This window comes from Yaniella soli (assembly GCF_054782375.1).
On sequence record NZ_BAAGSP010000027.1, the window covers coordinates 1 to 26,330 of the forward strand.

The following is a 26,330-nucleotide window of genomic DNA, read 5'->3' on the forward strand; positions in this document are numbered from 1 at the left end:
ATGATCTGTTCCTTCAGCACAGCGTCGCGTTGGGCGCGAGCACTGGGTGGTCGGTTCTTCGAGGCGTAATAGGTTGATGGGGCGATACTGATACCCAGCTGGTGTTTCAGGGCAGAACAGATCGGTTCGACTCCCCATCGATGACGGTGCTCGTCGATGAACGCGACGATCACTTCAGTCGGCGGTCGAACTCCGCCTTGCCGAAAAACGCTGTCGCTGAAGTCAAAATATCTAATGAGGTCTGCAGCTCACGAATCTCTTTGGCCTGGCGACGGATCACCGCCTGAGCGTCTTCATCCTCGACCGGTAACTGCTCTTGTTCGGCCTTTTTGACCCACGATCTCAGCGCTTCTTTATGCACACCAACTTGATTGGCGATCCTGGCAACTGCACCATTATGCGTCTCGGGATCGCGACGAGCCTCGAGACACAACCGAGTAGCTCGCTCACGTAATTCTTGAGGGTATTTATAATTGGCCATAGTCCAATCAGCTTATCCTTCCGGAATATCTGGCACACCCTCCATCAAACCAAGGACGATTCACTTCGCTTGCGTCCAGGAACCGGTGACTAACTAGCCGAAGATACTTGCTCCCAACCCATCCAATGATGTGGACTGTCTGCATGGATAACCTGTCTTTAGCGAGTTTAGTGTGGCTAGCTGGTACTGTGTTGTTTGCCGTTTCTCTACAGCAGATGCGCAGGGCTAACCCTGATGAGAAAATCCCACAGTTCTTCGGCAGACCAAGAAATCATCCAGGTGAGATCTACGTCTACCGCGCTATCGCGCTCTTTCTGTTGCTGGCTTCTTCTCTTGCGTGGGCAGAACGGCTCGGTTTTTGGTCGTTCCTACTTGTCATCGCTGGGGCCACCCCGGCTGTCATTCTCAATGTGCAGCACAACCGTCGTGTCCAAGCTGAGCAACCCAAGGTAAACGGCTAATACCGCACGCGTGTATCCCAAAGTGACCTACCGTCGCGCGTTCGAATCGTATCGGCGGCACTCATCGAAATATCGCGTCAGCCTGGCTTTCGCATAATCCTTTGGCCACTGGAGCGTTCCACGCCCAGCAAGGTATCCCCGTCAACGAGTTCGCCACGATGTCGCTTCGATATTCACCATTCGTCGTCGATGCACTGAGGGGAAAACGTTCTCGGCTTGCGGTTGACCCAGCGTCAACCCGTAGAACAGTCTTGTGCCCAAAGCGACGAAGGAGACCGCATGGAGTGGTCAATTCACCAAGTAGTGGAAGCTACCGGAATCACTTCGCGTACCTTGCGGTACTACGACCAGATTGACCTGCTTGTACCAAGCCGAACCGGACACGGTGACATCCGCTATTACGACCAAGCGCGCCTAATCCGATTGCAGCGTATTTTATTGCTGCGTGACTTCGGCATGCCCTTGACTGATATTGCCGACGTCCTGGAAGGTCAGGCAAGTGATGTCGATGCTCTGCGGAGCCACCGTGCACGGCTGCTGGTCGAAAAACAACGAATAGACACCCAAATGCGATCCGTGGAGACCACGATCGCAGCACTAGAGGATGGACGGCCGATTATGTCGAAGAATATGTTTGAGGGATTTGATCACACGAAATACGATGCCGAAGTGCGCGAACGCTGGGGCGATGACGCCGCCGACCGTTCCAATGCGTGGTGGTCTGGCTTGAGCACCGAGGGCCAACAGGAGTTTAGACAACAGGTCGAAGAATTGAATAGTGCCTGGGATCGTGTCATTGCTGCTGACGTGTCACCGGAATCAGACCAAGCACAGGAGATCGCAGCAAAACACGTGAATTGGCTCGGCGCCACATTTGAGAACGAAGGCCCGTCAAAGGAGCAGGTCAAAGGCATTGTGCAGATGTATGTAGATGATGAGCGCTTCGCCGCAAACTACAACAGAGTCTCGCCGGCTGGACCGCAATTTGTGCGGGATGCTGTGCATTACTGGGCAGATCACAACCTTCACGATTGAGCGATGTTTGGATGCCTTGAGAACCTTCCTTTTCGAACAACAGCTGGATAACATCGTTCGAGACTGGCCAAAAAACTTCTGAGCTCCTCGGATGGGGCCTGTGAAGGCCAAGCAAGGAGTTCCACGGTGGAAGAACACATGCAAGACCATGTCTCGAGGTGGCAACGGGCCGAGAACGCGCTGATCGCAATCGGACTCCTCGTGGCCTTGGTGGTCTGGAGCCAATTGTGGTGGGTGCTACTGCTGGCCTTCCTTGCCTTCGACCTCTCAGCCCTGGGTTACCTGGTCAACGACAGGGTAGGCGCGTTCTGCTACAACCTGGTGCACAACTACACAGCCCCGGCCGTGTTGATTATCGTTTGGGCCGTGACGCATCTTAGTGACGTGAGTGCCGACTGGCTCATGCTGCTCGCTGCCTGTTGGGGCTTCCATGTTGCCGTAGACCGCGCTTTGGGTTTTGGCCTGAAGCTTGGCCCGTTCACCCACACCCACCTCGGCCCGATTGGAAAAGCCCAACGTGAGACGCGCCATGTGGAACCTTAAAAATCGCTGTACATTCTTTTAGGTGAGGCTCACATACGTTGCACGAATGCTGTGCAAGGTGTTGAGTAGATACTACGAGCAAGGCTGTATGCCAAGACTCCTCGTAGCCATGACATGGCAGATTGCTAGCGTCAGCAGCAGAAAGGTTCATGATGACTGAAAACTACGCAGACTACACTGTTCCAGGCATGGAAGCAGAAGACAGCCACCGAGTAACAGATGTTCTCCAGATGCGTCTCCATGCGCTCAACGATCTCCATTTGACGCTCAAACACGCACACTGGAATGTTGTGGGACCAGAGTTCATTTCGGTTCACGAAATGTTGGATCCACAGGTTAACGAAGTACGCGGCTGGGCAGACCTGGTTGCTGAGCGCATTGCGACCATGGGTGCATCGCCAAAGGGCACCCCGGGTGCAATTGTCACCGGCCGTGATTGGGAAGATTACCCACTGGACCGGGGTTCGAACCTCGCCCACATTTCCGCTCTCAATGATGTCTACACCGGGGTCATCCAAGACTTCCGCAATGCCATTGCAGAAACCGGCAAAGTCGATCCCGTCACCGAAGACGTCCTCGTTGAAGTGACCCGTGGACTCGAACTCTTCCAGTGGTTCCTCCGTTCCTTCATCACTAAATCTGATGGCACGCTGAAACCAACTTCCGAATAACAGTAGGCGATGAACCCAAGTGCGCGACCTTTCGAGGTCGCGCACTTTTTTGTCCAAACGCTGTTACCTATATCGTGTCGCAGGCTGAGCGCCACGAGCATAGCCACGACCGCCCAGACTCTGCGAGCATGGAAAGAGCAACCCCTCAGAACGCAGACGAGAGGCAGGACCGAATCATGGCTGAAACGATCGCCGGTGTGACCATCCCCGACAGCAAGATGACACAAGACGCCACGGCTCTGGTACGCGACGTGGCAAATGATCTGATCTTTGACCACTCACGTCGAGTCTTCCTCTTTGGTTCGCTGCGCGGCATGGATGAGGGCATACGATACGACGCCGAGTTACTCTACATCGGAGCTATGTTCCACGACCTGGGGCTTACTGAAACATACCGTCGAACCGATCAGCGGTTCGAAATTGACGCGGCTGATGTTGCCCGCAAGTTCTTGACCGAATATGGCATCGATGAGGACGCGGCCGACACCGTATGGGCCGCGATTGCACTGCACACGACCCCTGAGATTCCGCTGCATATGGAAGCCGAAGTGGCCCTGGTGACGCGCGGAGTGGAACTCGATGTTCTGGGTATCGGCTATGACACCATCACAGACGAACAACGCCAGGCTGTCATCGACGCCCACCCACGCCCGGATTTCAAGAATCAAATTCTGGCTGCGTTCACCAATGGTCTCAAAGATCGCCCAGAAACCACGTTCGGCAATGTCAAAGCTGACGTGCTGGAACACTTCCTCCCCGGCTTCCAACGCGGAGATTTTGTGGAAGTGATTCGCAACAACGCCTGGTCAGAGTAAGCCAACACCATCCCAGTGGCTCGGTTATTCGCTTCGGCGACGGACCAACACGACCGTGTCACGCAGCGTTGCCTGCTCCCCTTCTGGACCAGTCGCTTCGTGCGAGCGCAGTTCTGCTAACTCAACGTTCCATTGATCGGAGTCCAACTGCAAAAGCTCCAATTCTGATGCCGGGGTGGTCGCGTCATGCTCGTGGTCATGTCCTTCTGCTTGGTGACGAGCAATTGCCCATGGTGGGAATTCGGCGTGCGAAATCACCAGCAGGTAACCTCCCGGGGCCACCAAATCTCTGGCCACATGCAGCGCCCCGGCCCGATCAAAGGCACCCTGGGAGTGTAAGAACGTTGCCGTGACCAACTGATACGTATCTTCAGTCTGCCAATTGGTCACGTCTGCGACGACAAAGTGAGCGCGGCCAGCTGACAGCCCCGCGGCATCGGCAGCTTGAGCAGCCCGTTGAACCGCGACGCGAGAAATATCCAGGCCGGTCACCTGCCAACCGCGTTGGGCTAACCAGATCGCATCGGCGCCTTCGCCAGAACCGATGTCTAACGCCGTACCCGGTTCCAGGTCTGAGACCACATCGGCAACGGCAGCATTGACGTTTCCAGACCATATTTGATCGGCTTCGTTATACCGTTCGTCCCACATATCTTCGGCATTCATCGCGAGTTCTCCGTCAGGTTTTATTGTTGGAACTGTGTTGTGTAGAGCTCAGCATATCGGCCGCTGGATGCTAGCAATTGCTTATGCGTACCTCGTTCGAGGATGCGGCCGTCTTCTATCACCAGAATCTGGTCAGCTTTGACCACGGTTGACAACCGGTGCGCAATGACCAGCGCCGTCCGTGCTTCCAGGGCGTCGTCTAACGCTTGTTGCACCGCAGCTTCACTCGTGGAATCCAGTGACGCTGTTGCTTCATCCAGGATCACCGCTTCAGGAGCCGCGACGAGCAACCGTGCGATCGCCAGGCGCTGCCGCTCACCTCCGGACAACCGGTAGCCACGCTCGCCCACAATGGTGTCTAAACCTTCTGGCATCTCACCGACAACTTCAGCGAGTCGGGCGTGTTGCAGGGTCTCCCAAATTTTGTCATCGCTAACGTCTCGGTGTCCCAGGGTCAGGTTGTCGCGGATGGAAGTGTGGAACAGATGAGAGTCCTGGGTCACCATGCCGACACGGTTGTGAATGTCCTTGGCAGCTGCATCGCGCAAATCGACACCGTTGAGTTTGATGGAACCGCCGGTCACGTCGTAGAGACGGGAGACGAGGTTGGCGATGGTGGATTTGCCAGCGCCCGAGGAACCCACCAGGGCCACGGTCTGGCCTGGATGCACTGTGAAGTTTAGCCCGTGCAACACTTGATCTGATGCTCTACTGTCTAATACTGCAGCTTCCTCGAGACTCGCTAATGACACTTCCGAGGCAGCCGGATATTGAAAATCAACGTCATCAAATTCGATACGAACTCCCCCGGCTGGAATGGCTTTGGGCGTCTCTGGGTCAGTGATCATGGGCTTGAGATCAAGCACCTCGAATATCCGCTCGAATGACACCAGAGCACTCATGAGTTCGACACGTGCGGTCGCCAAGCCGGTCAGTGGAGTATAGAGCCGTGTGAGTAGCAGTGCCATAGTGACGACATCGCCTGCATTGAGGCTCCCGGACAGCGCCTGATAGCCACCAAGGCCATAGACCGCCGCCAGGGCCAACGCCGATACCAATGTCAGCATGGTCATAAACACAGACGTCCACACGCTGATCTGGACCCCGGAGGCCCGAACACTGTCGGCTCGGGTGGAAAACATATCGGATTCGTAGTGCTGTTCACCAAAGAGCTTGACCAACGTGGCACCGGGAGCAGAGAATTGTTCAGTCATCTGATCGCCCATGGCCGCATTGCGCTTGGCTCGTTCACGTGTTTGATTGGCGATGCGTGCCCCAATAGACCGAGCCGGGAGTAAAAAGACCGGCAGTAGAATCAGCGACACTAACGTAATCTGCCAAGAGGTTGTCAGCATGACGACCAAGGTGACCGCCAGAGTGACGATGTTCATCACCAGGGTGGGTAGTGTTCTCGCGATGGCAGTCTGTGCACCAATCACGTCGTTATTTAACCGTGATACCAGGGCACCAGTTCGGGCCCGAGTAAAGAACGCGACCGGCATTTTTTGGACGTGATCAAACACCATCGTACGCAGATCATAGATCGTGCGCTCGCCCAGGGAGGCCGACTGCCAGCGCGAGATGACGTTGAGGATAGCTTCTGCGATGGCCACACCGGCGATGAGCAGGGCAAGACGAACCACGACGCTGACATCAGAGCCATCGACGATGGCATTGACGACGTAACCGGCGAGAATTGGTGAAACAACGGTCAGCACGGCGCCTAGTGCTGACACCACGAGATAGACAATGAGTAGGGTGCGATACCGTGCAATGAACGACCAGGCGCGTCGAATGGTTCCTGCTGTGAGGGCTTGTTGTTCTGTACTTCGACGCATACCACCGAGGGCAGCCCAGCCGGCATGATTCATACTCATCGAGTTGTATTCCTTTTCCTTCAAGTCTCCTGAGTACAACAGCAAAACGGGCAGGCTATTCCCCCACCACGTGCTTGCGCATGAAGCGCACCGATGCTGCGTGGGCGCGATCGAAGTCAGCCATACCGCCGCCTTCTGCGAGGCCAGCGGCGTAGCCTGCGATGAACCCTATTAGCAAGTGAGCTTGACTCGGCCCGTCATCGACCGTGGCTGCGATCCTGTTGAGTGTTTCGAGATCGACTTCGACCGGGTCGATCTCGAGGGAGGCGAGGAGTTCGTTGGCCCATGCTGGGAGGTGTTGTGTCACGTAGGTGGCGCTTTCTGTTAAACACAACAAGGTCCCTCCTGTTTTCAGGAGAGACCTAAGTTGTGCAGTTGTACGAGGTAGAGACCTAGCCGGTGTAGGTGTAGTAGCCCATGAGTGGGTTACGGGTGACGTCGTGCAGGATGGTGCCGGTCGATGGGTTCTGTGCACCGATCATCTGGCCGTTACCGACATAAATGCCGACGTGGGATCCGCCGTTTTGGAAGACGAGGTCGCCGGGCTGTGGGCTGGAAGTCCGAGCAAACTGTCCGGAGCCCCGGATTGCCGAGGTGCTGGACGGAATGTTGATACCGGCCTGTGCATAGGCCCAGGCAACGAAACCGGAGCAGTCCCAGCCGCCCGGTCCTTTGCCGCCCCATACGTATGGCGTGCCCACACCGGAGTAGGCGGCTGATACGACACCGCTGAGCGAACCGGAACCCGAGGTTTCAGGTTCTGCCTGAGTTTCTTCAGTGGCCGAGGCGGTCTGCGTCTCGCTCTGAGATTCGGTGTCTGCGTCGGTTTGAGTTTCAGCTTCTTCTGTTTCGGTCTGGCTGGACTCTTGGTCTGCAGTTTCCTGCGTTACCGGGGTGAGATCCTGCTCAGGTTCTGGTTCAGGCGCTGGAGTGGATTCAAGATCAGCACGGCCCAGATCCAAGCTGACGGAATCTGCGGTGATGACGTCAGCGTTGCGGGAGGTGCGCTCCAGCTTAAAGTTTGTGGCTGGCAGAGTTGATGTTTCACGATCAGTCTGCACAGGAGCAGCGTTGGCTGCTGGTGGTACAGCGAGCACCATACCGGAAGCTACTGCAATGACTGCGGCCTGACGACCCGAGCGACCAATGGTCTGGGTCATGGCGTCTAGCGTTGCGCCCTTTACAGGAGTAGCACGGTGACGTGCAGTTGAAATGCGCTGCGACACTTGGGTTACCTCTCTCATGTGCCTTATGGCTTGTGGCCCGACTCCGCCATGAACAATTTGTACAACTGCTATGTTTTGCCAACCAGCCGCGGAGTACACAAGCAAACTGGTGACCGGTGCTCAAAATGATCTTTCATGAACACCGAGAGTCAGCTTAGTAGAACTGAAACGAAATGTCACGTTCAGATAACGACTCAGTGACCAAACCGCACATAAATTCGCCTACCTCGGCATGTTCATGCGGAAAAATTAATATAACATCCTGTGATATTTGTGTGTCGGAGTGGCGTTTTCAACGGTGCAACCCACCCGCGTAGACCCGGTAGATCACGAATTGATTACTTAACTCGGACAACGCGAACGTGGGCTGCCGTGTCTTCAGAAATCTCGAGTCCGAGATCAGAAACATCCTGCACATCTCCCGGCAGCACTGGGCCACGTTCGATCATGCGCACAGCAACGTAACCGTCGGCCGATTCTGCAGCGAGCACCGCTCCGGGTTGAATGCCGGCAGCAGCGAATTGCGTCAATAATTCTGGATCGGTTTGGATCGCTTCGGTGAGCACCTTGACTTCAAAGTGCCCCGGCTCTTCCAAGGCAATGGTCAGCGACTCGCCCTCATAGAGTGCCGGTTCAAGACCAGTCGATGGTCCGCCGAGTTCCTCCAACAGTGGGATCTGGTTACCAAACGGTGAGTTCGACGGTGAGTCGAGTAGGTCCATAAGGCGGGCTTCTACCTGATCACTCATCACATGCTCCCACCGGCAGGCCTCGTCATGCACGTAGGGCCAGTCCAAACCAATGACATCGGCTAATAAACGCTCGGCTAGCCGGTGTTTTCGCATCACTGTCGCAGCGGCATTGAGGCCTTCTTCGGTCAGCTCTAGCCGACGATCTGAGGCGACGTGGAGTAATCCGTCACGCTCCATACGCGCTACGGTTTGCGAGACCGTCGGGCCGGAATGCTCTAAACGCTCGGCAATGCGCGCACGCAACGGCGCGATTCCTTCTTCCATCAATTCGTAGATGGTACGTAAGTACATTTCCGTTGTATCAATGAGATCCGTCACTGCCCACGTTCCTTCGTCTGCATTTGCGACCTGTATCGCTGGACTAATAATCCACAATTATCATACGTTCACAATCTCAATGTAGCCAGAATGTATCCACAGGCTTCGCGCCAGGCTGTCACATTCGCCACAATCCTGACAAAAACAAGTCATATGTCGGCTTAGTATGTTGTTCCGGGCTCTTCACAGTCCACAATGGATGACGTAACCTGCAGCCTTTGGACAAGGAGTAGCCATGACCGTACCGGCCATCGAAATCCCAGAGAACCTTAAACCCCTAGATGGACGCTTCGGTGCCGGCCCTTCAAAGGTCAGCACGCAACTTTCCCGGGCCGTCGCTGCGGCGGGGGCTGATCTGTTGGGTACGTCGCACCGCCAGCCGCCCGTCAAGAATCTTGTTGCCTCCGTCCAGGAAGGCATCACGCAGTTGTTCAGCGCGCCGGGGGACTTTCGTGTGGTCCTGGGTGTTGGAGGGGCCACAGCGTTCTGGGACACCGCCGCCTTTGGTCTGATCCGCAATAAGGCACAGCACCTGTCCTTTGGAGAATTTGGGTCAAAATTCGCCAAAGCCACCAACAGTGCGCCATTCCTCGACGATTCGATCATCTTGCAGGCTGACCCCGGCACCCGCCCGGTACCCCGCGCTGAAACTGGCATCGATGTGTATGCGTGGCCACACAATGAAACCTCAACCGGCGTTGCAGCACCCGTCCATCGCGTTGACGGTGCCGATGACGACTCGCTGGTCCTCATCGACGCCACCTCCGGCGCTGGTGGTTTGCCCGTTGATGTCACCGAGTCTGATGTCTACTACTTCTCACCGCAGAAAAACTTCGCGTCCGACGGGGGCCTATGGCTGGGATTATTCTCACCTGCAGCCATTGAACGTGCCGAAGAGCTCGCAGCATCTGACCGTTGGGTACCGGATTTTCTGAATCTCAAAACGGCCATCGATAACTCAGCCAAGCACCAAACGTATAACACGCCCGCGCTGGCCACGTTGATCATGCTGGATGAGCAGCTGAAGTGGATGAACTCCAACGGCGGCCTAGATTTTGCCACTGCGCGCACCAAAGATTCTTCGGACCGTCTCTACAACTGGGCTGAGGCCTCCAGCTATGCCACCCCGTTCGTGACCAATCCGGATGACCGTTCCCAAGTGATCGTCACGATTGACCTTGATGACCGAGTCGATGCCGCGTCTGTGGCATCAATCCTGCGCGCCAATGGCATCGTCGACACCGAGCCGTACCGCAAGTTGGGTCGCAATCAGCTGCGTATTGCGACCTTCACTGCCATCGATCCAGAAGATGTGTCGGCGTTGACCGCTTGCATCGACTACGTGGTCGACCGGCTCTAACGCACACGTGGTGACATACTGAAGGGGGCGCCGATTTTCGGCGCCCCCTTCAGTATGTTCAGCGTTGTGGAGCCGTTATTTTTTCGACTTCGAAGCTTTCGAAACCTTATTTCCGCCAGATTTCTTGTTCTTCTTCTGGCTCGCGGCTTTTTTCTTGGCACGACGACGCTTCGCATCCCGACGAGCCTGCTTACTCTTTTCCCCCTGCTCATCTTCCGGAGCCTGCTGCTGTTGCTCAGCGGGAGCTTCTTCAGTCTCCGGGGCACCATAACCAGCTGCCTCGAGGGCTTTCGCGGGATCCTCACCAGCGGCGATCGCGTCCAAACGAATGCGTTCTTCTTCAGAAGCGCGATCCATCCACGGCACCCACGCTGGAGCCAGCATGGCCTCGTCGCCGGGCAGCATGCCGGTTTCGCAAACCGTAATCACTTTTGACCGCGGAGCACGGGCGAGTGTCGCGAAAAATTCCCAGCCACGATAGCCACGTACTCGCGAAGCAAAGCGGTGGGTGACTAAACGCTCGTCATCGGCGGTGACACCGATGTGATCACCAATCTCCATCTCGTCTGCAAAATCCATGAGTGCAGATTGCGCCAGATCGGTTGATTCGGCTAACACTGCATCAACCCGTGGCTTCCGGGCTGGTGTCCGCGGTGGCCCGAAGGTCGGGTGGACGGGCCCGGTCATGGTTGAGGTATCTTCGTCGACGTTAGGCATCGAAAGCATCAGCCACCTTTCTCATAATGACGGCCATCTGCTCGGCCTGTTTGGAAGCCGGGTAACGGCCGGCACGAAGCCCATTCGAAGCCGAATCCAACATGCTGATCAGGTCATCGACGATCGCGGCCATTTCCTGGGCTTTTGGTCTCGTAGCGCGAACCACCGATGGCAATTTGTCGATCAATTCGACCGACAGGGCCTGGGGCCCACGCCGGGAATCAGCAATACCGAATTCCACACGGGTGCCCGGACGCAACTGGGTGACGCCTTCGGGCAGAGCTGAGGCCGGCAGATGGATGTCATCGCCGTCGTCGGAGGTCAAAAAACCAAAGCCCTTATTGTGATCGTAAAATTTTATTCTGCCGGTTGGCATGACTCGTCATTTCCTTTGTCACGTACATCATTCACAAAGGGTTCCCGTCGCACACGTTATTCTGCGTGCGGTTACGGGAACCCTCAAAGCCTATAGGTGGCAGTATAGCGCGATTTGCTCAATACCATTCTCAAAGGAACCGGCCATGAGCTGCAAGCGTAGAATACTTCCATGACCACACAAGAAAACCGAAACCTCGACGCGATGCCCACCTGGATCACCACCGTTTTGTGGATCGGTGTGTCTATTGTAGTGATCTCTTTCCTCGCCCTGATCGGCGTGCTGGCGTACTACTTTGCCGGGGTGACCCCCGCGATCTGGTTGTTCTGGTTGGCGTTACTCGCGTTCCCGACCGGCTTCCTTTTGCTACTGGTTTCGTTAGTCGGCAACATCTTGGTACGTCGCAAACGACAGCTCGCATAGCGGTTCATCCAGTTGGCACACAGGTACCTTTCAGGTTAGTTTTTTTAGAATGGCACTATGACGTCGCAATCTTTTGAAGCAAAACTCTTAGTCGTTGATGACGAACCAAACATCCGCGAGCTACTCTCAACCTCTCTACGCTTCGCCGGTTTCGAAGTCGTGGCCGCTGCCAATGGCCGCGAAGCGCTCGAAGCTGCAGAGGCCCATCATCCGGATCTGGCGGTACTCGACGTCATGTTGCCCGATATGGACGGATTCACCGTGACCCGTAAACTCCGCGCCACCGGACGACACTTTCCGGTGGTGTTCCTCACCGCCCGTGATGAGACCGAAGACAAAGTCACCGGTCTGACAGTGGGTGGCGATGACTACGTGACCAAGCCGTTTAGTCTCGATGAGGTCGTGGCTCGCATTCGTGCCGTGCTGCGCCGTACTGCGCCGGCAGAAGATGACGACGCGATCATGGTGGTTGATGACCTAGAACTCGATGACGATGCGCACGAGGTGCGTCGCTCCGGTGACATCATTGATCTATCCCCCACCGAGTTCAAACTGCTCCGCTATTTGATGATGAACCCCAACCGTGTGCTGTCCAAAGCACAGATCTTGGATCACGTGTGGGAATACGATTTCAACGGCGACGCCTCGATCGTAGAATCCTACATTTCGTATCTGCGCCGCAAGATCGATGTGGACGATCGTCCGAAGATGATTCACACCAAACGCGGCGTCGGGTACCTGCTGAGGACCCAAGACAAACGCTAAATGGCAACGCCAAAACCCCTGCAATGGATAGCCCGCCAATGGCGGGCTATCTCGCTGCGCACCCAACTTACCCTCATCACCGGGGTACTGATGGCTATTACCGTGGCCACCACCGCCCTGCTGACAGCTTCGATGTACCGACAAGAGCTCGTGCGCCAAATTGACGACGATATCTTCTCCAACCGGCACAACGTTTCCATGTTCCTGACCTCTATGGGGTCAGCTGGGCCCTATGACACCGGCAGTTTCCAACAGACCATTGTGCGTTTCTATGGGGAGTCATGGGACAACGAGGGTAACTTGGTCTCGCGTATCCACGCCGACGGATCCGATGTGCCCGATATTAAACCGTTGACTGCTCAGCAAGCGGCAGAACACGGTTCCAATGCCTTCGTCGTCCCCGGCCGCGCAGACCCGACGAATCAGTGGCGCGTGCAGATCTACCGTTTAGAGTCCGATAGCGGCACCGTCGCCATCGCGCTGCCGCTTGCCCCCGTTGAACAGTCCGTCGAACGCGTCACCACCCTGGTCATTACCATCGGGTTTCTGGCCACACTCGTCGTCACCGTGTTCGCTTACGGTCTTGTCACCACTTCCTTTAGGCCGCTCAACCGGGTTGAACGCACGGCAGCTGGTATTGCCGCCGGCGATTTGTCGAAGCGAGTGCCTTCCGGTGCCCCTGACACTGAGGTAGGCCGCCTGTCGCGTTCGTTGAATGCTATGTTGGCGCACATTGAAATCGCATTTCGGGCCAACGAAGAATCTGAAGAGCGCATGCGTCGATTCGTCCAAGATGCATCCCACGAGCTGCGCACCCCGCTGGTGACTATTCGCGGTTTTTCTGAGCTCTACCGCCACGGGGCACTGTCATCCGACGATGATGTGTCAACTGCCATGGGACGCATCGAATCCGAAGCCAAGCGCATGACTCAGTTGGTCGAAGACCTCCTGACCTTGGCACGTCTGGATGAACAACGCTCGATGGAAGCCAAGCCCATCGATCTGCTCGGATTAGCCTCGGATCTGGTGGTCGACACTCGAGCGACAGCTCAGGGACGCAAGATCTCGCTGATCGGCTTAGATGACACTTCTTCTCCCCAGCCAGCTCCCACACTTGGTGATTCAAACCGAGTGCGCCAGGTGATCTCCAACCTCATGACCAACGTGCTGCGCTATACCCCTGAAGACACCAACATTGAGATCGCCGTGGGCACCGAGACGACATACGAGGGTGTCGCGCAACGACCGGTCACCGAGTCTGTCATCAAGATTCAGGATCACGGCCCAGGCATTTCGCAACAGGATGCAGAGAAGATCTTCCAACGGTTCTACCGGGCCGACACCTCACGTCACCGCGACACCGGTGGCAGCGGGCTGGGCTTAGCCATTGTGGCGGGCATCGTGGGTCAGCACCAGGGCAGTGTGCGACACGAAGAAACTCCCGGGGGCGGCGCAACCATGGTGGTGCGTCTCCCCTATCACCCGCTCCCCGAAGAAGACGACGATGACAGCGACGATGACGACCTCTCCACAGACGAATCACCAGACGAATAGTTATCCACACTCTGTCACCGGCGGGCTCCACCGTGCGGGCTCTGTGTTTAGGCTGGCCACACCGCATCACATCCGGTGATGAAACGTCTACCAAGGAGCACCGTTATGGCCCGTATACAGATTGATGTCCAAGACCTCTTCGCCAAAGCGAATGGGGTCCAATCAACCGCAGACCGCATCCAAGCCGAAGTCAATAATATGGACGCCGCCCTCCGCCAGCTCCAAGAGTCCTGGGTTGGCCAAGCCTCGTCGAATTTCCAAGGTGTTGTCACCGAATGGCGCGGCACGCAGCAACGTGTTGAAGAATCCTTGCGCTCCATCCGCGATGCTATGCAGCATGCCGGACAACAATACGAAACAACTGAACAGGCGAACGCAGCCATGTTCCGCGGCTAAAAAATTCCACCGACCTTCCACCTCGTCGCCCGGGATCGCACGAGGTGTCAGGTTTGGTGGGTAGGCTGTAGTCATGTCCGTTTTAATCGATCCCGCACGGTGGCCCGCGCACGGCACCGTGTTCTCACATCTAGTGTCCGATGAGTCATTAGAAGAGCTGCACGCATTTGCCCGTGCCATGGGGATCGCACCGAACGCGTTCGACGGCGATCACTACGACGTGCCCGTCAGCATGTATGAGGAACTTGTTGCTGCCGGCGCCGAGGAAGTCTCCGGTTCGGAACTCGTCCGGCGGCTGGTGAAATCTGGATTACGGATCACCGCTGCTGAGCGCTCATCCAAACTCGAAAAGATCTTGCACCAACGCTTTGCCCGTCTGTTTCCCAATACATCGGAGCTGGAACGGGATCCTATCTGTGATGCCCTGCTGGAACGTTGGGATGAAGACCATAGGCACTATCACGATCTGACGCATCTGATGTCGGTGCTCAAGAACATCGAATACCTCGAACGTCAGGGCGAGCCCATGGGCGTCTTTCCCAGGGCAGTCAAGCTGGCAGGCTGGTTCCATGATGCAATTTACCGGGCCGATCCGGTACTGCCCCCGGGGCAGGATGAAGAAGATTCGGCACGCTTAGCAGAGCGCGTCCTCCCGGAACTCGGGGTACCCGGACCGGAGATTCTGGAAACAGCACGGCTCATCCGATTGACCTTTACCCACGACCCCCACGATGACGACCACGGCGGCAAAGTCCTCAGCGATGCAGACCTGGAAGTGCTGGCCCGCAACCCCGGGGGCTATCAGCGGTATCGCGAAGGCGTCCGCCAGGATTTTGGCAAGGTCGATGACGCGGATTTCGTTGCCGGCCGCGAGCGGTTCTTACGTGGGATGCTAGCCCAGAATCCTATTTTCAATACTCAGACCGGGCGCAAACGCTGGGAACGCCCGGCACGTCGAAATCTTATGTCTGAGCTGTATCCGCGCGGTGGCAAAGCTCAAGACTAATGTGGGGCGTCCTGGCGCCCCGTGAAATGATCCATGGTCGAATTAATACCCAACAGGTCACGTAGTTGATCTGCCACCGGCACCGGCAAAATCTTCAACCACGTAGCAGTTGCTGCAGTTGCAGGCAGCACGATCTGATGCTTTCCTGCTTCCAAGGCGCGGAATATCGTTGCCACAACCGCATCCGGCTCGAGGATGGGTAGTAAAGGGTTTGGCGAGCTCGCGCCGTCAAACATGCCGGTGGACACATAGAACGGGTGTACAGAAAGTGTGTGGATGTTGTGGCCCTGGTGCCGCATTTCTGCACGCAGAGACTCGGCAAAGCCGTGAGCGCCCCATTTCGACGCCGCGTAGTCCGTCTGCCGCGCCACACCGGTCAGCGAGGCTGCAGAGGCGATCACCGTGATGGAACCAAACTTGTTGCGCAACATATTGGGCAAAAATTGGCGGGTGACCCGATACAACGCCAGGGTATTGACCTGGAACGTTTGTTCCACATCATCATGCTCCTGGTCTAAAAATGCTTTACCGGTGACGATGCCGGCATTATTGATGAGAAAATCGATGCCGCCGATGCGATCTCGCACCGCCTGGCCCGCACGATCCACTGAATCATTCGAGGCAAGGTCCACGACATCGTAAGAAGCGTCCACACCGAGAGCAAGTATCTCGTCGGCCACCGCTCGAGCAGAGTCTTCGTTGATATCCCATATGACCACGTGCGCCGCCAGACGTTTCGCTGCACCGATGGCCAACAGTCGTCCAATACCGGAACCGGCACCGGTCACCAATACAGTTTGTGCACGTAAGGACATTTGTCGTTCGGCACGTTTGCGATACCAGACGCCGGCTGCACCAAGGGCTGCGGCGGTGACCGTGATATTTCGAGCGGCGCGAAGAAATGTGCTCACGTGGGTTTCCTTTCCTTCGGGGCTATTCTATCCCGGTGATCATGCCCCTGGACAACACACGCAGCGTTTAACGGTTTTGCCCCGGTCACGTATGACCGGGGCAAAACCAAGATACTGTGATCTTTGAAAGCAGCTTAGGCAAGCAGTGTTACATCATGCCACCCATGCCACCCATTGGGTCCATTCCGCCGCCAGCGGCAGCTGCAGGATCCACTGGTTCTGGCTTGTCTGCGATGACTGCTTCGGTGGTCAAGAACAAACCGGCAATCGATGCAGCGTTTTCCAGTGCGGAACGAGTAACCTTGACGGGGTCGTTGATACCGGCTTCCAGCAGGTTCACGTATTCGCCGGTTGCAGCGTTGAGACCTTCTTCTGCAGGAAGTTTCTTGACGCGGTCAACAACGACGCCTGGTTCGAGGCCAGCGTTCTGTGCGATCTGTTTCAGCGGAGCTTCAACACCGATCTTGACGATCTTGGCACCTGTGGCTTCGTCACCTTCTAGCTTGAGGTTGTCGAAAGCCTCCTGGGCGGCCGCGATCAGTGCGACACCACCACCGGCAACAATGCCTTCTTCAACGGCCGCCTTGGCGTTGCGGACAGCGTCTTCGATGCGAGCTTTACGTTCTTTCAGCTCAACTTCGGTTGCTGCACCGGAACGAATGACCGCAACACCGCCGGCCAGTTTGGCCAAGCGTTCTTGCAGTTTCTCACGGTCGTAGTCTGAATCGGTGGTTTCGATTTCAGAACGAATCTGGGTCACACGACCTGCGATCTGCTCGGAGTCGCCTGCACCTTCAACGATGGTGGTTTCATCCTTGGTTACGACAACCTTGCGTGCGGTACCCAGCATGTCCAGGGTGGCGTTTTCCAGGTTGAGGCCGACCTCTTCCGAGATGACCTGCCCACCGGTCAGGATGGCAATGTCGTTGAGCATAGCTTTACGACGGTCGCCGAAGCCTGGGGCTTTGACAGCCACCGACTTGAAGGTGCCACGGATCTTGTTGACAACCAACGTTGCCAGGGCTTCGCCTTCAAGATCTTCAGCGATGATCAGCAATGGTTTGCTGGACTGCATGACCTTTTCCAGGATGCCCACCATGTCACGTGGGTTGGAGATCTTGGAGTTGGCGATCAGGATGTATGGATCTTCGAGGACAGCTTCCTGGCGTTCGCCGTCGGTGGCGAAGTAGCCGGAGATATAGCCCTTGTCGAAGCGCATACCTTCGGTCAGTTCCAGATCCAGGCCGAAGGTGTTGGACTCCTCAACGGAGACGACGCCTTCTTTACCGACCTTGTCCAGAGCTTCAGCGATCAAACGACCGATTTCGCTATCGCCGGCTGAAATGGCGGCGGTGTTTGCAATCTGTTCTTTGGTCTCGACTTCACGAGCCTGTGACTGCAGTGCATCGGTGACTGCAGTGACGGCCTTGTCGATACCACGACGAATTGCGATTGGGTCTGCACCAGCGGCAACGTTGCGCAGGCCTTCAGACACGAGCGCCTGAGCCAACACGGTTGCGGTGGTGGTACCGTCACCGGCTACGTCGTCAGTGCGCTTGGCAACTTCTTTGACGAGCTCGGCACCGATTTTTTCGTATGCATCCTCTAGATCGATTTCACGAGCGATCGACACACCATCGTTAGTGATGGTCGGAGCGCCCCACTGTTTCTCGAGTACCACATTGCGCCCGCGTGGGCCCAAGGTAACTTTGACTGCCTCGGCCAGGGTGTTCAAACCCGTTTCGAGGCCGCGGCGTGCTTCTTCGTCATATGCAATGGTCTTCGCCATATACTGCACGGTCCTTTCGGGACGAGTAGATTCCACACCTGCACCAAAGTGCCCGCGACGGCAAACCAGTGCACCTAACCGGGTGGCGGTACAAAGATTTCATCTTATGGTGAGGTAAGCTCTCCGAACCGACTTTGGCAGTCGCGTCCAGAGAGTGCTAACACTAGTTTTAGCACTCGGGGCACTTGAGTGCAAGTGGCTAAAGAATTGTTAGTTCTCTGTTAAGACAACGAGCACCCCGTCGACTGACGGCTCATATACTGCTGTAGCACCAAGTTCTTCAGCGACAGCAATGGCCGTTGCCTCGTTCGTAGAGAAATACACGGTGGTTGTGGACGGTATCGAACCGGTCCAGTTGTCCGCCACGGGCACATTAAATCCGGCGCCGCCCAATTCTTGGGCCACCGAAGACGCATACCCTTGAATTGTCGACGCGTTGTAGACACCGATTGGCTCCTCGTAATCAACCTCGTCAGCAGTCTCGGGCTCCTCAGCTTCCTCGACATCGGGCTGGGCCGTCTCTTCCGCCTCGTCAGGCTGATCCAGGTCAACGGTTTCGGGCGCCTCAGTTGGCTCTGGTTCTTCGATGGCCTCAAGCTCATTGGTGTCGTCGACGTCCTGTGGCTCATCTTCAACCTGCTCGCTAGCAGTTTCCTCCGAGGCCGAACCCGCTTGATTCAGCGGGTCGCTCGGTTGCAACCAGAGGAAAGAGCCGACCCCGATGGCCAGGGCGACACCACCGGCAATGATGATGGCGTTGAGCTGCCCGGCCCCTTTGGGCGCGGCGAATTCTTTACGATGAGCTCCCTGTTGCGTTGAATACGGTTCAACGTCGTCAAAGCGATCCCGTGGGTACTGCTGCTCTTCAGTGGAGTTGTGGCTCACTATGCAACACCTTCTGTCCGCTGCACGGTGGAACGTGAGTTGAGTAAACGATCAATCAGCATGGGGTTATAAGCATAGGCGCGCTCGGTAGTGATCAGACGAGCAAGTTTCTGATAATACCGCGTTGGTGTTAGACCAAAAGTATCGGAAATATCCCGATCTTTTGCTCCAGCATAGTGCCAGGAGCGTTTCTCGAACTCCAGCATGTGCTGTTCAGTTGCAGTCAGCGCTGCCATGCATCCCCTTTCAGGTCCAATCATCGACCACCAGTCTAAACTACCCCACGGGCAGCTATTGGTTAGGCTAACCCCATGACCTTTTCTGCTTGGCCTGACATTGACGCTTCCTGGTACCCCGTGCTGGCACCAGTCGAGGAGCAGCTGCACCAGCTGATGCGCCAGATACAAGCGCGCAGAGCTGACGGCGAGCGCATTGAGCCCCCACCCGAACAGGTATTGCGCGTGTTTCGCATGCCGCTGACCGCGGTTAAAGTACTTGTCGTCGGCCAAGACCCCTATCCAACTCCGGGCCACACTGTGGGCTTGAGTTTTGCGCTAGCACCGGATGTGCGACCCATCGCGAGATCCCTGACGAATATTTTCACCGAACGCCAGGATGATCTGGGTATCCCACCCGCGGCATCCGGGGATTTGAGCGCTTGGGAAGCCCAGGGTGTGTTCTTACTCAATCGGGTCCTGACGGTCACGGCTCACGCGGCCGGCTCCCACCGCAAGCTTGGTTGGGAGGCAGTGACAGAGGCCGTGGTGCAAGCGTTGGCGGTCCGTAGCACTCCCCTGGCGGTCATTTTGTGGGGTGCCCAGGCCAGATCGTTGGCACCGATGTTCACGGCCTCCAACACATTGGTGATTGAATCTCCACATCCCTCACCGCTTTCGGCCAGGCGAGGCTTCTTTGGTTCCAAACCGTTTTCACGCACCAACGCGTTCCTGACGGGCCTGGGGATGGAGCCCATTGATTGGGCCACAGAAACACCGTCGTCGACGACCCAACAGCCCAACTTGTTTGACTAAGCACGTCCGATGCGGCGACGCTCGTTGGCTTTCAAACCGGCGGTCAGTGGCCGCGCCAAGGAGTCACCCAGGACCAGCCCGGTCGTCATCGCGAGAATGATGATCGTGGCCTGGAGCAGCACGGAAACGCCGTCGGACATCATATCGACGTTGTAGCCCATCTGGTACATTGCCCGGAAAATCATCAGCCCCGGCAGTAAGAAAATACTGGCCGGTACCGCAACCACCAGCTGAGGTGCACGCAAACTCAACGCTACGATCCTCGCGAAAAAGCCCAGGACGACTGCTGCTGCGGCCGGCGCAAGACTCGGGCCGAACCCGATTTCGATCGCCCCAATGTAGACCAAGTACCCGATGACGGATACCACGGCGGTTGGCAAAATAAGTCGCAACCGCGTCTGCCCGGCAATCGCGTTGCCCATGGCAGCCACCGCGACGAATATCGCGACCAACCAATACGGATACTGGTAGTTCGGGAGCTGTGTAATATCGATTTCGGGCGCGCCCAACATGGCTAAGACCACGATGCCGACGACGATGCCAGCGACCAAGCCGACATACGTCAGCATCGACGAGACGATCCGGCCCGCCGAGGTAATGGGAAAACCGTTGATACCGTCTTGGACCGCCGAGACGACCCGCAGGCTTGGCACCAGCAGAATCAACGACGCTGCGATCATCAAGGCCGGATCTCGGAAAATATCCAACCAATACAGACCGAACGCCAGAGCGGTTGCCATGACACCACCGGCCATAGTGGCAAAGACATCGGGCGCGCGCCAACGACCCATGACATAGACGGTAGCCATACTCAACGCTGAGGCCCCCAAGCTCAGCAGCGCTGAAAACCACGAGCCGCCGATAAACAGCACGAATGCGGTAGCCCAAACACCGTTCGCGACGAACGTCACCCAGGCAGGAAACGTCTTCTTGCGATGCCGGATAGCAGCCAACTGCGCTTGCGCGTCATCTCGTGCAACCTCGCCTGCAGCAATGCCAGATACCAGTTCGTGCAGATCTGCCAATCCAGCAAAGTCCGAGCCCCAAGAACGGACCACCCGTTGATATGAGGCAGGCGGATCACCTGCCGGTGCAAAGTTCAACGAAATAGACTGGTTGGTAATGTCCACTTCGACGTCATACACGCCGTAGGACTGGGTGACCACGATGATGGACGTCTCAACTTCCAAGGCGCCGGCGCCAAATCGGAACATGGTTTCGCCCAGCTTCAGAGCTAACAACATGATGTTGTGGGCATCTTTTGCCTCGGCGACCGCCTTGTAGCGTTCCCCCGTCAGCTGGTACGGAGAGTCCTGCAGCCGGTCAACGAGACGAATCGCTTGGGTTGGCAGGGCTTCGGCCTGCGGGGCATAATCTTCCGCGTAACTTGTCCGACCGGCGTTTTTCTCCGCTTGCTTTTGCTTCTGACGGTCGCCCAGAAACGCTTGACGCCAGGTGGTAAGCGCCGGAAACTTGCGCGTATCTGGATCAGTCTTTTCCTGGACGTATGCCGCTTCTTCTTCCTCGTTGGGAAGATCACGCAGCGGAGGCACGGTTTCGGGTTCGTCACCGGTGGCTAGGACCGAGGTCGCGACGGGCTCTTGTGGTGTTGTTTCGGGTTCGGTGACCTGTGGGGCAACCTGCCGGGCCTCAACATCGGGGTTTGGCAGGGTTACGGCTGGGCGAACCACCGGCATAATGCCAGCATCGGGCGGCGGTTCGGTTCCCTCTTCTTCGGATGTTTCAGCTGTGACATCATCGGTTGGTGGTAATGCTGTTGTGTCATCAACTGTATTTTCGCCGCGTTGTTCGTTCGACAACCTTGCCCTCCCTTCCAAGCAAAAAACCCGGGCCACACCTCCCGGGAAATAGTGGATCCTACTGGACTCGAACCAGCGACCTCTCGCGTGTGAAGCGAACGCTCTAACCAGCTGAGCTAAGGATCCGATAACGGAAATACTGTATCAGAATCCCACACTTTTCCAGGTACGACAAACCCCTCCGGTCACAGCAGAAAACACTGCCTAAGACCGGAGGGAAACACTGGACAAACGGCTGGTTTCGTCAGCCGACATTATCCAATGCGTAATCGGTTTGTTCGGTACTGAATCCCGAGAATTCCATGTAGTTTCGTGTCTCTTCTTCAGAGGAATCGTCGAATGTCCGTTGGTATGACTCCAGCGCTTTGACTGCTTGTTCGTTGTAATCAATGTCGGCATTACTAACTGCGTCATCGATTTGCGTTGATTCGAATCCAGAGTATTCCAGCGATTCTCGCAAACCAGACTCGGAATAGCCGCCGTATTCGCTGTCAGTCAGTTGTTCGACCATGCCCGCAGCCTGGTCCTCCCAGTTGACCTCAAGATCCTGCAGGGCCGAGTCGATCTCGCCATCTGAGTAACCTTCACTTTCCAACAGGGTGCGCAGGCTGTCCGGACCATAATAAGAATATCCAGCGTCAATTCGTTCCTGGGCCGATTGCAATGCGCCACTACCGTTATCCTCCGCGCCGCCTTCGTCTTGGCCACCGCTATTGCCTTCTTCAATCGGCGCTGGTTCCGGCTCTTCTTCTGGCTCGCTCGGTTCGGTGGGATCGACCGGTGCTGTCGGCGTTGGCGCCGGGGTATCACCGTTGTCGTCTCCTTCGTCACCCGATGGCCACAGCACGATAATGATCGCGATAATTCCTGCGATGATGAGCCCAAGAATGGCCCAGAACCAACAGCGTTTAAACAGTGGTTTCGACGGTGGCCCCCCGCCAGGCATCTGAGCTCCCTGTGGCCATGCTTGCGGATGCTGTGGATCGAAATACTGCTGGTTCGGGTCATAGTAGTGGCCCGTTTGCCCCTGCCATGAAGGATTCGCTTGACCCTGCCACGGCTGGTCGCTGGGCGTTTGCCACGATGCCTGGGCGCCAGAGGGCCAAGAAGGCTCACCTTGTGTTTGCCACGGCTGATCTTGGGCCCCAGGGTTCTGTCCAGGACTGGCCCACTGCGGGTCATGCCACTGGTTTTGCGGAGGCATCGCTTCAGTCGGCTGTTCTTCGTTCGATACAGGCTGCCCAGGCGAACCGTTTGACTCAGGTTGGTGCCCTCCCCATCGGTTGTCGTGAGGGTATTGATCGCTTGCCATATGTCTCCTCCACAGCGTCAAACGGTGGCAGTTCGGGGTACGTGAGTGCGCCTATATACACAATTGCACATTACGGTACCACTCGAAATCTCACGCCATGCGTGTTCAGACGCTGCCTTAGAACATGCGCCAATAGGTTAGGGTTTTCGTTCGGGTCGGGTGTCCCATCGATGGGTGGTCCAGGCTTGGCGAACGAGGCGGCGGATCACGATGATGGCGTTGGCTAGTGCGATGAAGGCGTCGTTGACGGTGGCTTGGCGTTCGGTGTTGACCAGGAGTTTCTTGAATCCGCGGGTATGCCAGGCGTTGGTGCGTTCTACCACCCAGCGGGCTCCGGCTTGTAAGGGCTCACCTTTGATGCTGATCTGCCAATCATGTCCCAAGGTGGTCAACAGAGCTCGTGTTTTGGTCGAGTCGTAACCAGCATCCAAATGCACGGTCATCTGGTCGGGCACGTAGCCGTCAAACCGCGATAACAATGCCAAGGTGGGCTGCAGGAGGGGTGAGTCGTTGCGATTTGCCGGTGCTGCTATGGCCCCGATGGGAATGCCGGATCCGTCGGTCATCACCGAGCGTTTAGTGCCTTGTTTTCCGCGATCTACCGGGGATCGCCCGGCCATTTCCCCACCACACGGGGCTTTGACGATACATCCATCAACGCACAGATTTTCGAGTTCCAAGCCCACGATTCGGTCGTAGGCTTCCAAGCAGAGCTGTTCTAACGCGGTGAAGATTTCAGCGGCTATCCATTCATCTCGGCGGCGTCGGATCGTGGTAGCTGAACATGTGGTATCGCTGATTTTGGCGTAGGAAGCACCCAGCACCAGCACTTGTACCAGCTTGTCGAAAACGACTCGATCAGGGATCCGCGGTCGGTGACAACCCAGCGGATGATCATCCATCACTGGTGGGATGAGCGCTTCAAATTGGCTCCACAAGGGATCCATGATGAATAATGGAAGGGCAGGCATAGGGCTCCTGGCAAACGATGAATTCTAGACAAATCCATGTTTAACAGGCCCCTATGCCTGCCCTGATTTAATGACTATTAATGACGCACGGACCAGCCCCTATTGGCGCATACTCTAAGTGGCTCTTCTGTCCGCCATGTTGATTTTCAAGGTGCCAAATTAGAACACGCTGGAATGATGGGTTGCATCGTAGATGGTTCAAGCTTTCTTAATGCAAACGTATCTAACATGTTTGTCGAGGATTCGTCGTTTAACCAAGCCAGAATTGAACCGTCATTCATATCATCAGTTGAAGGAAACTGGACTGGGGAACCAGAAGTTTTTGAACTGCGATCCTTTGGTGTCGAGTCATAAGCCTGGCTCCACCGACAAGTTCGTTATAAGTACGGAGTTTTAACCCAAGAAGTATTGTTAGACCTGAGTTAATAGTGGCTGTATAGAAGACTTGTATGTGCCTTATAGGAGACTTCTAGCTACAGAAATAGAAGATCGGAAATCGTCAGCGAACACAACACACGTATGACCACAAATCCCTACGATGCTAAAACGCTCAACTGCAAAACAGACAGGCCGCAGCGTTGCCGTCGCAATTCACTTATCTGATCGGCGCCTCGAGCATTAGGCTCCCACACCGTCATCTCGGGTGCTAATTTCCAGTGAACGAATCTTGTCACGGCCAACGCTGTGGGCTAGGTATGTTTCGTGGTGGCAGCGTCCCACAACAATCCCCGGTGCAACACCAGCGCTATCCGCAATTCGGTCAACATCTCTAAGTGAGATGCCAGAGTATAGCTGAGCGGCAAACTCTGGCGGAAGAAGTGCATCCATCGCAAACTCGTCGGCCTGTTGCTCTTGCAGCGGCGGGTGCGGTCCCATGAAGTTCACAAATACGCCTTTGTTGCTGTGCAACAGAACATGGCCTATCTCGTGGAAAAGCGTGAACCAGAAAATGTCATCACCCTTTTTTCGCAATGAAAGTTGGATGACAGGGTTGCCACCGATCCATCTCGTCGCGCCATAAGTACCCGTACCGGGGAAATCTTTGACGTATAACAAGCGAACACCCACACTGTTAAGTTTCTCTACGAGTTCACTGCCAAAGTGCTCTGGCGGATGAACGGTGAGCGCTCTCAGTTCAGGAATAAGTTCTTGCAGCTGTTGTTCACTGTATGCTCCGATAGGCTCCGCCGACCGGAGCTCTAGCTCACCAGTTTGTAGCCACACCGCAACAGCACTGGCATCTGACTTCATTGTCTGGCGATACGCTACCGACACTCTGTGATCCAGATTGAGCACCGACAAAAAGGCTCCCCAGGAACCCACTCCGAAAAATCGCATCAGTTGTTGCGCCAGGAAGCCTTTTTCTCCGGCTCGCTGCGTAGCCGAAATATGGCCCCGCGCGCGCAGCTCTGTCAGTACTTTTTTAGAGATGGGAATGTCATATCGCTCTAGCTCTTCAGCCTCTTGTATCCGCTGTAAATCCGACCGATATTGGGTTTCCATAGCCATCCAGAATTTGACCGGAATACCGGTGACGTACTCAAGCTGCCTAGCACTTTCAACGGTCAGCGGGGCACCACTCATCAATTTTGAAACGTGCTTGCGAGACACCCCCATACGACGAGCGAGTTCAGCTTGGTTCAAATCCTTTTCTTCTAGCCATTCCTCAATATATTCGGAAGGCCCGACTGCATAATTCGGAAGTGTCAACGTCGGCCTCCTTTTCCGTGATAATCGAAATTGACTTCTAAAATTTCTATGGCGCGACATTCGTTCCACTGCTTATTCAAGCCAGCTTCATCAACACCTCGAATGACCATGCGCTTATTGCGTGTAACATGACCGCCATATTCTCCTGCCCGGTCGCCGACTAAAGGATGCCATTTACCAGGCTGATGAGCTAGTTCACCGACGGTTTCGGCACCACGCAGTTGGTTGTACCGTCGCTGCACGCCTTTCGCCTCATCTTGAGATAATTTTCGGCGCTGATACTTTGCGTCAGTGCACAGCTTCTCTATCTCTGGGGTAGCAAAGGTGATCTGCATCCGGGCTTCCATCATACATCAACGTTACCATTTTGGTAACAGGTGAGATTGATTTCACTCTATGGTGGTCTAATGCAGTACAGCCTATAAGACCGGAAGATTTCCGAGTTCAGCATTGTGGATA

The 26,330-nt window shown here is 55.9% G+C and carries 29 protein-coding genes, 1 tRNA gene and 1 other annotated feature; of the genes, 12 read left to right on the forward strand and 18 right to left on the reverse strand.

All coding sequences use genetic code 11. The features are described from left to right. Window positions 1-77: 77 nt before the first annotated feature. Window positions 78-212 (reverse strand) — a sequence feature (AL1L pseudoknot). Further along, the gene (locus tag ACYVJT_RS12345; protein ID WP_499418444.1) at window positions 170-481 is read right to left on the reverse strand and encodes a transposase; all 312 of its coding nucleotides are present in this window, start codon (window positions 479-481) and stop codon (window positions 170-172) included. Its footprint overlaps the feature before it by 43 nt. Before the next feature lie 143 nt (window positions 482-624). Here ACYVJT_RS12345 and ACYVJT_RS12350 point away from each other — a divergent pair, with 143 nt between their 5' ends. The 5 genes from ACYVJT_RS12350 (at window position 625) to ACYVJT_RS12370 (ending at window position 4,006) form a co-directional block, all read left to right on the forward strand. After that, window positions 625-942 (forward strand): hypothetical protein, encoded by a 318-nt coding sequence (locus ACYVJT_RS12350; protein WP_343957104.1) that lies wholly within the window; start codon window positions 625-627, stop codon window positions 940-942. Window positions 943-1,221: 279 nt separating this feature from the next. Continuing rightward, the gene (locus tag ACYVJT_RS12355) at window positions 1,222-1,977 is read left to right on the forward strand and encodes a MerR family transcriptional regulator (protein ID WP_343957102.1); all 756 of its coding nucleotides are present in this window, start codon (window positions 1,222-1,224) and stop codon (window positions 1,975-1,977) included. A 126-nt stretch (window positions 1,978-2,103) separates the two neighbouring features. Next, a complete protein-coding gene (locus tag ACYVJT_RS12360) occupies window positions 2,104-2,520 on the forward strand; it encodes a DUF4260 family protein (protein ID WP_343957100.1) in 417 nt (138 codons plus the stop codon). 149 nt (window positions 2,521-2,669) lie between these two features. Beyond that, window positions 2,670-3,191, forward strand: a complete 522-nt coding sequence (locus ACYVJT_RS12365; RefSeq protein ID WP_343957098.1) for a Dps family protein — start codon at window positions 2,670-2,672, stop codon at window positions 3,189-3,191. A gap of 176 nt (window positions 3,192-3,367) precedes the next feature. After that, a complete protein-coding gene (locus ACYVJT_RS12370) occupies window positions 3,368-4,006 on the forward strand; it encodes an HD domain-containing protein (protein WP_343957096.1) in 639 nt (212 codons plus the stop codon). Between the two features lie 24 nt (window positions 4,007-4,030). On the opposite strand, the gene ACYVJT_RS12375 is transcribed toward ACYVJT_RS12370, so the two are convergent. From ACYVJT_RS12375 to ACYVJT_RS12395, 5 genes are all read right to left on the reverse strand, one after another. Then, on the reverse strand, window positions 4,031-4,672 hold the full coding sequence (locus tag ACYVJT_RS12375; RefSeq protein WP_343959617.1) for a class I SAM-dependent methyltransferase: 642 nt from the start codon (window positions 4,670-4,672) through the stop codon (window positions 4,031-4,033). A 20-nt stretch (window positions 4,673-4,692) separates the two neighbouring features. Beyond that, window positions 4,693-6,549, reverse strand: a complete 1,857-nt coding sequence (locus ACYVJT_RS12380) for an ABC transporter ATP-binding protein (protein ID WP_343959619.1) — start codon at window positions 6,547-6,549, stop codon at window positions 4,693-4,695. A 55-nt stretch (window positions 6,550-6,604) separates the two neighbouring features. Continuing rightward, window positions 6,605-6,856, reverse strand: coding sequence for a hypothetical protein (locus tag ACYVJT_RS12385; protein WP_343959621.1), 252 nt, complete (start codon window positions 6,854-6,856; stop codon window positions 6,605-6,607). An 85-nt stretch (window positions 6,857-6,941) separates the two neighbouring features. Beyond that, the gene (locus ACYVJT_RS12390; RefSeq protein WP_343959623.1) at window positions 6,942-7,709 is read right to left on the reverse strand and encodes a C40 family peptidase; all 768 of its coding nucleotides are present in this window, start codon (window positions 7,707-7,709) and stop codon (window positions 6,942-6,944) included. Between the two features lie 404 nt (window positions 7,710-8,113). After that, window positions 8,114-8,845, reverse strand: coding sequence for a metal-dependent transcriptional regulator (locus ACYVJT_RS12395; RefSeq protein ID WP_343959625.1), 732 nt, complete (start codon window positions 8,843-8,845; stop codon window positions 8,114-8,116). Between the two features lie 235 nt (window positions 8,846-9,080). Here ACYVJT_RS12395 and serC point away from each other — a divergent pair, with 235 nt between their 5' ends. Next, window positions 9,081-10,205: a phosphoserine transaminase gene (gene serC / locus ACYVJT_RS12400; protein ID WP_343959627.1), complete on the forward strand. Its 1,125-nt coding sequence runs from the start codon at window positions 9,081-9,083 to the stop codon at window positions 10,203-10,205. A 75-nt stretch (window positions 10,206-10,280) separates the two neighbouring features. On the opposite strand, the gene ACYVJT_RS12405 is transcribed toward serC, so the two are convergent. Beyond that, entirely contained in the window at window positions 10,281-10,922 is a 642-nt protein-coding gene (locus tag ACYVJT_RS12405; RefSeq protein ID WP_343959629.1) for a DUF3027 domain-containing protein, read from the reverse strand. Then, the gene (locus ACYVJT_RS12410) at window positions 10,915-11,298 is read right to left on the reverse strand and encodes a cold-shock protein (RefSeq protein ID WP_343959631.1); all 384 of its coding nucleotides are present in this window, start codon (window positions 11,296-11,298) and stop codon (window positions 10,915-10,917) included. The genes ACYVJT_RS12405 and ACYVJT_RS12410 overlap by 8 nt, the downstream gene beginning before the upstream one ends. A 171-nt stretch (window positions 11,299-11,469) precedes the next feature. Between ACYVJT_RS12410 and ACYVJT_RS12415 the strand changes: the two genes are divergently transcribed. From ACYVJT_RS12415 to ACYVJT_RS12435, 5 genes are all read left to right on the forward strand, one after another. Further along, entirely contained in the window at window positions 11,470-11,721 is a 252-nt protein-coding gene (locus ACYVJT_RS12415; protein WP_343959633.1) for a hypothetical protein, read from the forward strand. Between the two features lie 57 nt (window positions 11,722-11,778). Beyond that, a complete protein-coding gene (locus tag ACYVJT_RS12420; RefSeq protein ID WP_343959635.1) occupies window positions 11,779-12,486 on the forward strand; it encodes a response regulator transcription factor in 708 nt (235 codons plus the stop codon). Beyond that, window positions 12,487-14,040 (forward strand): sensor histidine kinase, encoded by a 1,554-nt coding sequence (locus tag ACYVJT_RS12425; RefSeq protein ID WP_343959637.1) that lies wholly within the window; start codon window positions 12,487-12,489, stop codon window positions 14,038-14,040. Between the two features lie 105 nt (window positions 14,041-14,145). Continuing rightward, a complete protein-coding gene (locus ACYVJT_RS12430; protein ID WP_343959639.1) occupies window positions 14,146-14,436 on the forward strand; it encodes a WXG100 family type VII secretion target in 291 nt (96 codons plus the stop codon). Window positions 14,437-14,509: 73 nt separating this feature from the next. Further along, window positions 14,510-15,442, forward strand: a complete 933-nt coding sequence (locus ACYVJT_RS12435; protein WP_343959641.1) for a DUF4031 domain-containing protein — start codon at window positions 14,510-14,512, stop codon at window positions 15,440-15,442. On the opposite strand, the gene ACYVJT_RS12440 is transcribed toward ACYVJT_RS12435, so the two are convergent. From ACYVJT_RS12440 to ACYVJT_RS12455, 4 genes are all read right to left on the reverse strand, one after another. Then, window positions 15,439-16,353, reverse strand: a complete 915-nt coding sequence (locus ACYVJT_RS12440) for an SDR family oxidoreductase (protein ID WP_343959643.1) — start codon at window positions 16,351-16,353, stop codon at window positions 15,439-15,441. The two genes, ACYVJT_RS12435 and ACYVJT_RS12440, sit on opposite strands and share 4 nt — an antisense overlap. Window positions 16,354-16,501: 148 nt before the next feature. Beyond that, window positions 16,502-18,142 carry a chaperonin GroEL gene (groL, locus tag ACYVJT_RS12445; protein ID WP_343959646.1) on the reverse strand — a complete coding sequence of 547 codons (1,641 nt, stop codon included), beginning with the start codon at window positions 18,140-18,142 and terminating at the stop codon, window positions 16,502-16,504. Between the two features lie 210 nt (window positions 18,143-18,352). Next, window positions 18,353-19,027 carry a LytR C-terminal domain-containing protein gene (locus tag ACYVJT_RS12450; RefSeq protein WP_343959648.1) on the reverse strand — a complete coding sequence of 225 codons (675 nt, stop codon included), beginning with the start codon at window positions 19,025-19,027 and terminating at the stop codon, window positions 18,353-18,355. Continuing rightward, window positions 19,027-19,263 (reverse strand): DUF3263 domain-containing protein, encoded by a 237-nt coding sequence (locus ACYVJT_RS12455; protein WP_343959650.1) that lies wholly within the window; start codon window positions 19,261-19,263, stop codon window positions 19,027-19,029. The genes ACYVJT_RS12450 and ACYVJT_RS12455 overlap by 1 nt, the downstream gene beginning before the upstream one ends. Window positions 19,264-19,338: 75 nt before the next feature. Between ACYVJT_RS12455 and ACYVJT_RS12460 the strand changes: the two genes are divergently transcribed. Continuing rightward, window positions 19,339-20,058 (forward strand): uracil-DNA glycosylase, encoded by a 720-nt coding sequence (locus ACYVJT_RS12460; protein ID WP_343959652.1) that lies wholly within the window; start codon window positions 19,339-19,341, stop codon window positions 20,056-20,058. Here the strand turns inward: ACYVJT_RS12460 and ACYVJT_RS12465 are convergent. The 6 genes from ACYVJT_RS12465 to ACYVJT_RS12490 form a co-directional block, all read right to left on the reverse strand. Then, entirely contained in the window at window positions 20,055-21,878 is a 1,824-nt protein-coding gene (locus ACYVJT_RS12465) for a threonine/serine exporter family protein (protein WP_343959654.1), read from the reverse strand. The two genes, ACYVJT_RS12460 and ACYVJT_RS12465, sit on opposite strands and share 4 nt — an antisense overlap. Window positions 21,879-21,930: 52 nt before the next feature. Further along, a tRNA-Val gene (locus tag ACYVJT_RS12470) sits at window positions 21,931-22,004 on the reverse strand. A gap of 118 nt (window positions 22,005-22,122) precedes the next feature. Beyond that, window positions 22,123-23,190 (reverse strand): regulatory protein RecX, encoded by a 1,068-nt coding sequence (locus ACYVJT_RS12475; RefSeq protein ID WP_343959656.1) that lies wholly within the window; start codon window positions 23,188-23,190, stop codon window positions 22,123-22,125. Between the two features lie 137 nt (window positions 23,191-23,327). Next, a complete protein-coding gene (locus ACYVJT_RS12480; RefSeq protein ID WP_499418447.1) occupies window positions 23,328-24,161 on the reverse strand; it encodes an IS5 family transposase in 834 nt (277 codons plus the stop codon). 618 nt (window positions 24,162-24,779) lie between these two features. Continuing rightward, window positions 24,780-25,871 carry an ImmA/IrrE family metallo-endopeptidase gene (locus tag ACYVJT_RS12485; RefSeq protein ID WP_499418448.1) on the reverse strand — a complete coding sequence of 364 codons (1,092 nt, stop codon included), beginning with the start codon at window positions 25,869-25,871 and terminating at the stop codon, window positions 24,780-24,782. Further along, complete coding sequence (locus tag ACYVJT_RS12490; protein WP_499418449.1) at window positions 25,868-26,221, reverse strand: hypothetical protein; 354 nt, start codon at window positions 26,219-26,221, stop codon at window positions 25,868-25,870. Before ACYVJT_RS12490 ends, ACYVJT_RS12485 begins: the two co-directional genes overlap by 4 nt. Window positions 26,222-26,330: the final 109 nt, after the last annotated feature.

What these genes read in the sequence shown, in the direction of transcription:
- ACYVJT_RS12380 (WP_343959619.1), bottom strand. Translation starts at nt 6,549, where the DNA reads ATGAGTATGAATCATGCCGGCTGGGCTGCCCTCGGTGGTATGCGTCGA.
- serC (WP_343959627.1), top strand. Translation starts at nt 9,081, where the DNA reads ATGACCGTACCGGCCATCGAAATCCCAGAGAACCTTAAACCCCTAGAT.
- ACYVJT_RS12425 (WP_343959637.1), top strand. Translation starts at nt 12,487, where the DNA reads ATGGCAACGCCAAAACCCCTGCAATGGATAGCCCGCCAATGGCGGGCT.
- ACYVJT_RS12350 (WP_343957104.1), top strand. Translation starts at nt 625, where the DNA reads ATGGATAACCTGTCTTTAGCGAGTTTAGTGTGGCTAGCTGGTACTGTG.
- ACYVJT_RS12375 (WP_343959617.1), bottom strand. Translation starts at nt 4,672, where the DNA reads ATGAATGCCGAAGATATGTGGGACGAACGGTATAACGAAGCCGATCAA.
- ACYVJT_RS12420 (WP_343959635.1), top strand. Translation starts at nt 11,779, where the DNA reads ATGACGTCGCAATCTTTTGAAGCAAAACTCTTAGTCGTTGATGACGAA.
- ACYVJT_RS12460 (WP_343959652.1), top strand. Translation starts at nt 19,339, where the DNA reads ATGACCTTTTCTGCTTGGCCTGACATTGACGCTTCCTGGTACCCCGTG.
- ACYVJT_RS12410 (WP_343959631.1), bottom strand. Translation starts at nt 11,298, where the DNA reads ATGCCAACCGGCAGAATAAAATTTTACGATCACAATAAGGGCTTTGGT.
- ACYVJT_RS12455 (WP_343959650.1), bottom strand. Translation starts at nt 19,263, where the DNA reads ATGGCAGCGCTGACTGCAACTGAACAGCACATGCTGGAGTTCGAGAAA.
- ACYVJT_RS12345 (WP_499418444.1), bottom strand. Translation starts at nt 481, where the DNA reads ATGGCCAATTATAAATACCCTCAAGAATTACGTGAGCGAGCTACTCGG.
- ACYVJT_RS12390 (WP_343959623.1), bottom strand. Translation starts at nt 7,709, where the DNA reads ATGACCCAGACCATTGGTCGCTCGGGTCGTCAGGCCGCAGTCATTGCA.
- ACYVJT_RS12355 (WP_343957102.1), top strand. Translation starts at nt 1,222, where the DNA reads ATGGAGTGGTCAATTCACCAAGTAGTGGAAGCTACCGGAATCACTTCG.
- ACYVJT_RS12480 (WP_499418447.1), bottom strand. Translation starts at nt 24,161, where the DNA reads ATGCCTGCCCTTCCATTATTCATCATGGATCCCTTGTGGAGCCAATTT.
- ACYVJT_RS12370 (WP_343957096.1), top strand. Translation starts at nt 3,368, where the DNA reads ATGGCTGAAACGATCGCCGGTGTGACCATCCCCGACAGCAAGATGACA.
- ACYVJT_RS12435 (WP_343959641.1), top strand. Translation starts at nt 14,510, where the DNA reads ATGTCCGTTTTAATCGATCCCGCACGGTGGCCCGCGCACGGCACCGTG.
- ACYVJT_RS12475 (WP_343959656.1), bottom strand. Translation starts at nt 23,190, where the DNA reads ATGGCAAGCGATCAATACCCTCACGACAACCGATGGGGAGGGCACCAA.
- ACYVJT_RS12405 (WP_343959629.1), bottom strand. Translation starts at nt 10,922, where the DNA reads ATGCCTAACGTCGACGAAGATACCTCAACCATGACCGGGCCCGTCCAC.
- groL (WP_343959646.1), bottom strand. Translation starts at nt 18,142, where the DNA reads ATGGCGAAGACCATTGCATATGACGAAGAAGCACGCCGCGGCCTCGAA.
- ACYVJT_RS12490 (WP_499418449.1), bottom strand. Translation starts at nt 26,221, where the DNA reads ATGATGGAAGCCCGGATGCAGATCACCTTTGCTACCCCAGAGATAGAG.
- ACYVJT_RS12415 (WP_343959633.1), top strand. Translation starts at nt 11,470, where the DNA reads ATGACCACACAAGAAAACCGAAACCTCGACGCGATGCCCACCTGGATC.
- ACYVJT_RS12365 (WP_343957098.1), top strand. Translation starts at nt 2,670, where the DNA reads ATGATGACTGAAAACTACGCAGACTACACTGTTCCAGGCATGGAAGCA.
- ACYVJT_RS12430 (WP_343959639.1), top strand. Translation starts at nt 14,146, where the DNA reads ATGGCCCGTATACAGATTGATGTCCAAGACCTCTTCGCCAAAGCGAAT.